The organism is Pseudomonas sp. OA65 (assembly GCF_017498305.1).
Classification (GTDB): Bacteria; Pseudomonadota; Gammaproteobacteria; order Pseudomonadales; family Pseudomonadaceae; genus Aquipseudomonas; species Aquipseudomonas zanjanensis.
Genome location: NZ_JAGDEZ010000077.1, coordinates 1 through 9,882, shown reverse-complemented (window position 1 = coordinate 9,882; position 9,882 = coordinate 1). Strand labels below are relative to the sequence as shown.

Here is a 9,882-nt window from a genome sequence, read left to right as displayed (position 1 = left end):
GTGCTAGAGCGAAACTCGGACCGCGCAAATCATTGGTTTGAATCTCAGGAAAGTTGATCGATATCGCGTAGAGACCGGTGCGTGGATCGACCCCGTTCTTTAAGGAACTCATAAAGTTAAGCGCATTGGAATGTACAGCACTGGCAGTCGTCATTGTGGTGACCTCCAAAAGGTAATAAGAAACGCCTATCGGTAGACTGTTGGACCTAAAACAAAGCCAGCGCCGACCTTCCTATTGAGAGCGGATTTCAGGGAATAAATATCGATGTCTGACAAGACCATAACAGCTGAATCACACCGAGTAACCTAACAGTTCTGATAGTAGGCAGATCGATAGGCAAGGCGTAAAAGGGAGGCAACTTGACTGATGCGGCAGCGAAACATCTGGCCATCCGCCCATTCTTTCTCAGGAGTTACAAATCATGGCCGTCGTGCGACCTCTGCCAGAAGTGACCTCGAACTTACTTCCGGTTCCTCAAATCAAGGAGTCCCATGATTGTGCCGTAGACGTCGCACGAGTGGGAACTCAGGCTAGCGTAGTCGCGCCGCCTTATAAGGCGATGTCGGTGGGCGATGAAGTGACGTTCACCATGGAAAGGTACTTTGACGACGGTGTGCGTTGGGAAGATTTTGTCCGCAGAAAAACCCTGACCGACCTCGACATAGGGCAACCCCTGCAATGGATGGTGCAAGCCAATGAGCTGGAAAGCATTGAGGGCGGTTCCGCATCGATGAGCTACAGCGTCGTTTATGCCAACCCAACGGTGCCCACCCTTTCCCACACGCAGGCGCTGCGTATCGTGACGTGGCAAACCGATTTAATGCCTGCTCCTCGAATCAAGGACTTTACCGGTGACATGCTGGATCCCGAAGCGCACCCCAACGGCATCACGGTGGTCATTGATGTGTATCCCGGCATCGAGGTGGGCGATGAGGTGGTGCTGTATGCCTGGGGCGATCCGCGGGAAATAAAGACGTTGCGTGTCGATCCGTCGACAGTTGATAGCGGTGTCCTCGAGGTCAGGGTCGATCATGAGTGGTTGTCGGCCAATAACGGCAAGCCAATCGAGCTGGTGTACCAGTATGCCCGGGTGGGAAGTGCTGGTACCTCGGAGCCGCTGCAATTGACCTTACGCCGGCCCCTGTATCTGCCGCTTGCCAACATTGAAGGCGTGATACGGGACGGTGACGATGAAGACAACCGGGGCTATCTGTCCGCCGCCAATATCAAGGGAGGTGTCTATATCAGCCTTCCGGACGAGGCTGTGATTGGTTCGGGCGATAAGGTTCAGATGCATTGGGAAGGTTACGGTAATTCCGGCAGTCATATCGCTGACCCTATGACCACTAATCCGAAGCGTTTCCATATCCCTCCACAGTTTGTACCGGCGAACATGGGCAAGCGCCTGAACGTGTTTTATACAGTGACTCCACTGGGGGAGGAGCCTTATACGTCGAAAATTTTCGATTTGGAAATCAAGGATATGGTAAGCGGTTGGCCGACCCTTCAAATCGATTCTCCCGCTTCGCCGGGTAATCAAATTTCTTTGAGGACGGTAGAAGACGAGGTGATCTTTCGCTTGGGGTCGTGGAGCTACATGAAGCCGGATCAGCGAGTGAGGATTTACGCTAAGGGCGTCCTTGCAGGCGGTGGCGAAGACACGTTCGACTTGCGCGAGGGGGACGCCGAGTTGGTCACTGCAGAAGAGTATAACGAGGAGCGAATATTCGCGAGCCTGCCCCGTACCTTTCTTGAGAAGCTGCAACTTAATGTTCAATTCGATGTAATCGTCGAAACCAGTTTCGACGACGGTAATACCTATAAACCATTTCCCAGGATATCCCCGAAGTTGGTGGCCTAGCGCCTAGCGGAAAGATTATTCATTCAATGAGGATCGGATCATGTCAGGTAATTCGCTCGAGGCATTATTGGCTTGGATGAAAGAAGACTCGCAGATGCTGAAGTGGGGGATGATTGTTGCTCTGGAGCGACGCAAAGCTAACTTGCTGATGATCCAGGAATATATACGCCGCTTCGATGTCGGAAGCTATTTGCCTCCGATTCGCGGAGAGATAACGATTGTCGAAAACGTATATATGAACGTTGTTCATGACTTTGTAATGGATGTCCCGTTGCTGTCCTTCGAAAATGCCAATCTCAATGATTCCAGAGCCATGTTGACGATGTCTGTCGTGGGTGGAAGTGAATTTAGCCTGAAAAGGGAAAGCTTCGGCTGGAAGGCGGAGATGGTGGATGAGATCGATCCACTGTCGGGGCCGAAGTTGTATTTAGACTTACTGTTGGACCAGGTGCCGGGTAATGTCGAGCTCAATGGGCGCGTGATACTGGACTTGAGTAAAAGCGATAATTTCAGATTGACTGTTGGCCAAACGCCGGAGGAGCACCGGTTGGGAGGGGGGTTTTTCAAGGACTTATTCAACACCCTGCCCGCTGATAAACGCATCTGGCCGTTGGGCAGTATTGAGCACGGAACAAGTGATGTGATGCGTCCGGAGTCATTTGTTTTACGCACTCAGTCGAGCGGAGCGGCTGCCCATGATCCACGTTCCTCCGAGCACGGTAACGGCGCTATCCTGGCCCTCATACGCATGGCAGGAAGTGACGGAGGGAACTATCCCGAGGGGAACTACAAATACTTGATCCCTGATGATGCAGGTAAGGATTACTCGGCGACTGTGTTGTTCGATTGGGCGCGTCTGTCAACTGAGTTGGGTTGGCAGAAGGCGTTGATTGATAGAGTCAAATCATTGTTCGCGACTGAGGATTTGGAGTACACCTATAGGGACGATCAGATAGAGTCGGTTACTGTAAAAAGTGGATCTTTTTTAGTTTCTGGGGAGCTGGAACATGAGTTTCTTGTAAAGACTGAGGATGGCTTTGCGGTGGTAACTATACATCGACAGCCCTCAATTGTTCCTGCATACAGCCCCTTGACGCCTTTTACCTTGGTTTTCAGCGCCCGTGGGGCGACTATGCACTGGCAATCGGAAAGTGTCGAAATCGTCGACATATATTACAAAGAGAATAATAGCGACCCAGTAGGGCCTTATCATGTGGAAGGGCGGATCCTATATGCTCTTGAAGCAGTATTTGAGTTGAAAGAAGTCGTCGGCCTGGATGGTGTCGTCGCGCCGGTGATCTCACCGACTACATATGACTTCTACATAACAAAGTCTCTGTCTGAAGAGCAGTTAGATTGGAGTCGTGCAAAAGTTGTTCCGGACTTTCTTTTGGATTTTATAGCGCTTGTATTGACTGCGTTTCTTGTAGCGGTGCATATCGCCGCCAGTGAGACACGTGTTAGGCTGTTGTTGTTTGTAACACTGTATTTTAGTTCTAGATTTAAGTCTCTTATTAAAAGCATCATAAAATTGAATTTCGGGCAGGCAATGGAAACTGTGGAAATCCGCTCGCCCCGTGATATCGCTTATTTCGGGCGAATTAATCCTGCCCGAACTTCTTTCATGATCAACCCCATGCGACCGCTGATGCAGCAAGGCGACACCCAGCAGTTCAGCACTGATCCGCCTATCGATACGGGGCTGCTGTGGAGCGTGGAGAACTTACCTAATGATACAGGCGATCCGGGCGCCATCAGTGCTACCGGATTGTACGAGGCGCCGCAGGCAATTATGGGGCGTTTCAAGCGGGTGCGAGTCACGGCAACGGCCCCGAATTCGGATTATCACAGTTCGGCATTGGTGACCGTGCTGGTCCACGACCTGTCAGTCCATCCTCTGATACAGGTTTGCGACTTCAGTGCCACAGTCGAACTGACGGCGGGTTCTTTGAAGCACGAGGAACTGACCTGGTCGATCAAGAACCCTGTCGAGAATGAAAGTGGCGAGGTACGGCCCAGCAAGAAACCCGAGGGTGATCATACTTATCACCCCGGGCCGCCAGTGGACGGCAAAACCTATGTGCTTGACGAGATCGAAGTCAAGAATAGTCGGACGAATACAACTCGATCAGCCCACGTCCTCGTGTTGCATCGGGCTAGCGGGTTACCGGTGAAAATTCTCAACATTGATCTTGTACAGGGACAGGTCCAACTGGAGGCCTACATCAATGGTAATTTAGTGGACGCTGAGTGGAGTCTTCCTATGGGCGGGCCAGGTTCGATCGATTCAATGGGCCTGTACCGTGCGAGCCCGTCGGCTACTGAACGATTCGTGCTGATTTTCGCCGTGGTGGACGCGGGGCCGCCTTATGGCAAGTTTGAAGGCCATCTGATCTTGCCATTACCTCTGGTTGAGTTTCCAGAGTTATTCAAAGTATTGAGTCATTAAGCAGCGATCATTAATGACTCGCCACTACCGTTGTTAACTATGCATGTCCCCTGGAGGCAATGTCATGGCCGGTAATTCGTTGGAAAGTTTATTGGCGTGGATGAAAGATAACTCTCAAATGCGCGGCTGGGATCTCATTGTCGCCCTGGAGGGTGGCAAACTTAACCATGGGTTGGAAACAGACTATATCACTCGATTAAGTCAAGGCATCGACTTGAGCGGTATGACGGGTACTGTAGAAATACCCGATACAAATGTGGCCCATTACCTGAGCGGGTTCACATTGGCTGCGGCGGCACTTTCCTTTGATCGTGCGAGTTTTCAGAGCTCCAGAGCCTATTTGAGACTGACGGTCGCAGAGGGGAACCATATGGCGGTGGAAACCGCTCTGGGACAAAAGAGAGTCACGAGCCTCAGGGCCCTCGATCCGCTGGATGGACCGCAAGTAACCTTGGACTTGATTATAACGACCGATGCCCAGGGTGTGAGGTTGGATTTGGCCAACAGCGAACAGGTCTTGCTGACGTTGTTTGGCACTCCGAACGAGCAACGGGAAGGAGGGAAGCTGTTCAAGAGCTGGTTCCAGGGGTTAGACGCTGACCAGCGAGTCTATACCCTCGCAACCTTTCCCAACGAAGGGAATCCATTCATGTTCGCCGACGACATCCATGTGCGGACCCAGGCCCGCGAGGAGCAGCCGCTGACGCCAGGTACAGAAGACGGTGCGCTGCTAGTGTTCTCTCGCATGGTCGATGGTCACTCAGGCTCATTCCCTGGCGACGGCTCCGGTTTCAAATACCTGATTCCGGATGATGATGCGCAGCAAACCTACTCGGGGACTGCACTGTTTTCCCAGGCATTGATTCATCGTGCTGCGTTCGGCCATGCACTCGTGAATTTACTTGAAGATGCCGAATTCGAGCGTACTTTCGATCAAGGCGGCGCGCTGGTAAAGATGGTGGCCACGCGCGGCGTCCTACAGGCTGCCGTGGGCCGTTATGCGAGCCTTGATTATGAGTTCGAGTCCGAGGCCTTCAATCTTTCGGCTACGGGCGGGGCTTCGCCACTGACGGTCGAGTTTGCTCAGAATGAGGTGCGTCAACGCTGGCAGGGTACCCTCTCTCTGTCCTTCAGTTATCGGGTTTTGGGTGGCACCGCCTGGAGTTCCCACACGGCTACTTTCAATATCGATTTGCAGCATGAGTTCCGTTTGTTGGCAGATGAGTCCGGCGCTTCGGCCATGGAAGGTGAGTTGTTCATGCCGTACACCGAGACGCAAGAGGTCAGCCATGTTTCCGGGCTTCCCGTGACGATTGAACCTTTGCTGTTAGAACATATCAAGGATTTCGTCGCCAATACGGTGAAGAGGGCAATACTTGGGCGGTTCGCCACTACCTTGACGACAACAGAGTCGGAAACTTTCCTGGCAGGCGTGGGAATAGTGGGCAGTAGCCTCGTGCAACCCTCCCACGTCTCTTTGCCCTTCGACTTGGCGATGTTTGGCCAGATCAATACCTCCGGCTCGTCTTTTTCGATTGTCGAGCGACAACCCATGGTAGCGGCCGGCAGATCCCTGCAGTTGAGCACTGAGCCCGAACTTGCGGGCCTGCGCTGGTCGGTGGAGAGTATTGCGGGAAGCGGCGGCGACCCTGGCGAAATTGACGAACGTACAGGTCTGTACCAAGCGCCACCGGCTCACGCGCTAAATGGCGCATTCAACCGCGTGCTGGTCATCGCCAGCGACCCGTCCAGTCAACAGCGAAGCGTGACATTGCTCACGGTCATGGCGAAACCGATTACCGTCAATCCGCACATTCAAGTGTGCTACCACGACCAGCAGGTAGAGCTGTCGGCAGGTCACCTGGACGGAAGTGAACTGAGTTGGGCCATCAAAAATCCAGTGGCGGGTGAAAGCGGCGACGTGGTCGCCAGCGACAAACCAGGCGGGGATCACACTTACGTCGCCGGTCCAAGGGTGTCTACCAAGACCTTTGTACTCGATGAAGTAGAAGTAGCCCATGAAACTCAAGTCCAGTCTACCTACGTACTGGTACTTCAGAAGGAACCCGGCGCCACGATCAAGCCGGCGGACAGCCTGAAACTGCCAGAAGGGCAGATTCAATTGCAAGTCTTTGTAAACGATATACCCATAGAGGGTCAATGGTCGCTCCCGCTCGGTGGACCGGGATCAATCGATGCCTCGACGGGCTTGTATAGCGAGAGCATTACAGCCAAGGAACGGTTTGTTTTGATTACAGTGTTGGTGAAAAACGATGATTTCGGTGATTTTGAGGGCTATATCATTTTGCCGCTGCCCCTCACAAATTTTCCGTCCGTGCTTAGCGCTTTAGCTAACTAAACACAGTTCCATTGCTTTGTTCCTTAAGTGAATGAGAGGGCAATATCATGTCTGGCAATTCGTTGGAAAGTTTGCTGGCACGTATGCGTCAGGGGTCGGTGACTCAAGGCTGGGGCGCGGTTTCCATTTTCAGTCGGGGCCGTTTGAATCGGTTGTTGGAGCAACAATATATTGAGCGCTTCAATACACTCGGCTTTCTGCCGCCTTTTAATGGACAGGTGTTTCTGGACGACCTTAAGAGCAATTACGTCGAGTTGGAAGGTCTTATGTTGGGCCCGCCGCGATTGTCGTTCAATACCGCATCGCTGACTAACTCCACGGCTGTTGTGTCGATGAATATTTTAAGCGGTCGCTATGCCGCTTCGCGTCATTCCGCCGGCACAGTAAAAACGCTCTCGTCGACGTTCAATATCGCCGAGTCGCAAGGTTTTCAGGTTGAAATGGATATCGACCTGTCGGTCGTTGTCGGTGAAATCGATAAGCAGGGCAAAGTCAAGCTGAACTTGGCTGAAGGGGTTAACTTTCGCTGCAATCTGGCCGGTGATGACGAAGCAACGAATACACGCCTGTCTGATTTTCTGAAGCAACGTTTTCTGACGTTGCCGGCGCATCGGAGTGTCTTTCAGCTAGGGATGCTTGAGTTGAAAGGCTACAACCCTTTAACCCCCACTTCATTTCGTATTCTCACCCAGGCGGCCCCAGGAGCGAAGGTCAAGGGCGCATTGAACTTTGGTGAGGGGGGGTGGTGATTTTCATACAACTTGCGGGCAGTGGGGTCGATGGAAATTTCCCGCCGGACACGCGTTTCCCGTATTTGCTTCCCGATGATCAGGAGGCTGATGGCAGTGATCGATATTCGGCAGCTTTGGTTCTTTCTCAAGCGATGATTCCTTACATCGAAAATGGGCGGCTGGACGTGCTCAATAACTTGCTGTTTCCCGGCGAAAATGTTTTTGAAGAGCGCGAGCGACACACACCTGCCGATCTGGCGGTGTTCGGTAATATCAATGCGAAACGAACCCGCATTTCGCTGGAGCCAACGTTCCAGACGATACAGGCTGGAGGCACGCAGCGCTTTACGTTACATGACTGGAATGGAAGAGAGATCGAGGCCAGCGAGTGGGAGGCGGTCAGTCTACAAAGTCATACCCCGGCGGGACACGGCACGATTACCTCCGGGGTGTATACCGCCGCCCCGAGGACTGTCATTGGGCATGATTCGTTGCACGTGGTCGTGACTGCCAAATATATCGCTGACGGTAAAACCTACACTGCATCAGCCTTGCTGTTAGTGGTATTCGACAGCGTAATAGTGGTGCCGCATGCTGCGGTTTACCCAGTCCGAGCGCTTTCACAACCTATCGTGTTGAAGGCATCGACAGTAGACGGCGGGAGCGTGACCTGGGCCTCGCACGCGCCCGACTATGGAGAGCTGACCCCAAGTGGCAACCAGGCAATTTTCACACCAGATATCCGCTCGATAGCCAAAGGCCTGGTGGTGCAACAGATTGAAGTCTCAGGTGCCGAGACACGGCTGTTATCCCTGGTGCTGATGCATGTGCAGCAACAATTGCGAATTGTTCCGGCGTATGTTCCAGCAGCAAAAACCGTAGCGCTACAACTGAGGGATGACACCACGCTATTGCCCGGCATTCCCAGACGCTGGAGAGTGATCAGCGGTGGCGGCACCGTCAGTTCCAATGGGCATTTCACCGCCTTGGCACAGGGCCCTGCCTCCAGCAGTGTCGTGCAATGCGAAATCGTCAGTAACGGTGTGGTGTTGTCCAGTGGCTACAGCATCGTTGAGCTTTCCGAACTGGAGCCGGAGGGTACCTGGGAAACGCTTTCACGATTCACCATAAAAGTCCCTGGCGGGCTCGATGAGGGGAGACTTGGCTCGTTGTATGCCAATGGTTATCAACAGCTCAAGACGGAAATCGTAGTCGAGACCAACCCTGTCGGTAATACGGAATACCCGCTGAGCGTAAACGAGAAGGCCAGCATGAGGTTGGTGGACGATTGGGTGGGCGCTGAGATAAACCCTGTCGAGGATCCCCTCGATGGCATTCCAGCAGGGGATAGAGAGACTTGGCGCAGCCGTTTGGTTGGGAATCGTTTTGAATTGGCCGCGAGCGGAGTGGCTGTGCCGGATAACTCGCCCAACGCCGCCATCAGTCGGATTAATATTTATCTCCACTCACGGGCAGAAGCGAATGATGTAAACACTTTTCGTGCGAGGTTTCAAAAGGACGGGCAAGATTTTAAATGGTTTGATTCGACCGATTTTACCGATCAAAACGCTAAGATCGAGATTAGACCGCTTGGGATCCCGCACTTTCAATATGAGGACTACGCATTCAAGCGAGCCAGGGTGGATGGAGGAGCGGCTTTGCCAGGTGAGCCGGAGGAGGATGACTTCGACCTTCATTTGCGCACTCTCGATTACTGGAAGTTTGCATACACAGGGAACGTGGGTTTGGCAGGGACTGCTTTCGAGACACTGGAGTTCGTGTCCGTTGACGCAAACGATGTGCATACGTCGATCTCGACATCGACCATTCGTTGGGAGAGCGAGCAAATGGCCGAAACCATGTTCAGTTGGACAGGGTATATCTTCAAGGATCCGCTGAAAGAGGAGGCGCTCGGTAACGTGAAGTTCGATGACGCGCTCGTGAATGTGGTCAAGAACGAGTCGCTTGAGGTTGCTGTCGTCGAAACGCACTTTGACGAGGGCCAATTGGTCATCACCCTACATCGTTCTGATCGCATCCCTTATATCCGTCGAGGAAATCAATCTCGAGACAAACTGTCCCGAGACTTGCTGGTGAAATTGGTCGATAAGCGTGGAAACCCGCACTTTCGGCGGATTTCTTTCCTTCCGTCCAGTATTGTGGGTGACCGCAACAAATTGGACCATAACCTGTTCAAGCCCGTCCAACTGCAGACAGGTAACTGAATATTAATGCTTGGCGATAGGGCAGGTGATGGTCAGTCGTTGAACATGGGGACGTCGCCCTATCGCCGACCTATAAATTCGAAAGTGAGCGAGGAATAGAAGATGACTATCTCGAATTCAGTACATTCCAATGCCTTTAACTTCATGAGTTTTATAGAAGGCGGCGTTGACCCACGTACCGGGCAATATACGTTTTCCATCAACTTGCCCGACGTGAAAACTAATCACCTGCAAGGTCCCGATGTTCCGCTGAACT

5 protein-coding genes are annotated in these 9,882 nt (G+C 52.6%); all 5 read left to right on the top strand.

Annotated elements, in window-relative coordinates; translation table 11 throughout:
• The first annotated feature begins 422 nt into the window (after positions 1-422).
• The 5 genes from J3361_RS28885 (at position 423) to J3361_RS28865 (ending at position 9,626) form a co-directional block, all read left to right on the top strand.
• On the top strand, positions 423-1,862 hold the full coding sequence (locus J3361_RS28885) for a hypothetical protein (RefSeq protein WP_207967403.1): 1,440 nt from the start codon (positions 423-425) through the stop codon (positions 1,860-1,862).
• Between the two features lie 40 nt (positions 1,863-1,902).
• The gene (locus J3361_RS28880; RefSeq protein ID WP_207967402.1) at positions 1,903-4,311 is read left to right on the top strand and encodes a hypothetical protein; all 2,409 of its coding nucleotides are present in this window, start codon (positions 1,903-1,905) and stop codon (positions 4,309-4,311) included.
• Between the two features lie 64 nt (positions 4,312-4,375).
• Complete coding sequence (locus J3361_RS28875) at positions 4,376-6,670, top strand: hypothetical protein (protein ID WP_207967401.1); 2,295 nt, start codon at positions 4,376-4,378, stop codon at positions 6,668-6,670.
• Between the two features lie 47 nt (positions 6,671-6,717).
• Entirely contained in the window at positions 6,718-7,419 is a 702-nt protein-coding gene (locus tag J3361_RS28870; protein ID WP_207967400.1) for a hypothetical protein, read from the top strand.
• Complete coding sequence (locus J3361_RS28865) at positions 7,416-9,626, top strand: hypothetical protein (RefSeq protein WP_207967399.1); 2,211 nt, start codon at positions 7,416-7,418, stop codon at positions 9,624-9,626. Before J3361_RS28870 ends, J3361_RS28865 begins: the two co-directional genes overlap by 4 nt.
• Positions 9,627-9,882: the final 256 nt, after the last annotated feature.

Excerpts from the sequence above, each read along its gene's own strand:
- J3361_RS28885 (WP_207967403.1), top strand. The coding sequence starts at position 423 with ATGGCCGTCGTGCGACCTCTGCCAGAAGTGACCTCGAACTTACTTCCG.
- J3361_RS28870 (WP_207967400.1), top strand. The coding sequence starts at position 6,718 with ATGTCTGGCAATTCGTTGGAAAGTTTGCTGGCACGTATGCGTCAGGGG.
- J3361_RS28875 (WP_207967401.1), top strand. The coding sequence starts at position 4,376 with ATGGCCGGTAATTCGTTGGAAAGTTTATTGGCGTGGATGAAAGATAAC.
- J3361_RS28880 (WP_207967402.1), top strand. The coding sequence starts at position 1,903 with ATGTCAGGTAATTCGCTCGAGGCATTATTGGCTTGGATGAAAGAAGAC.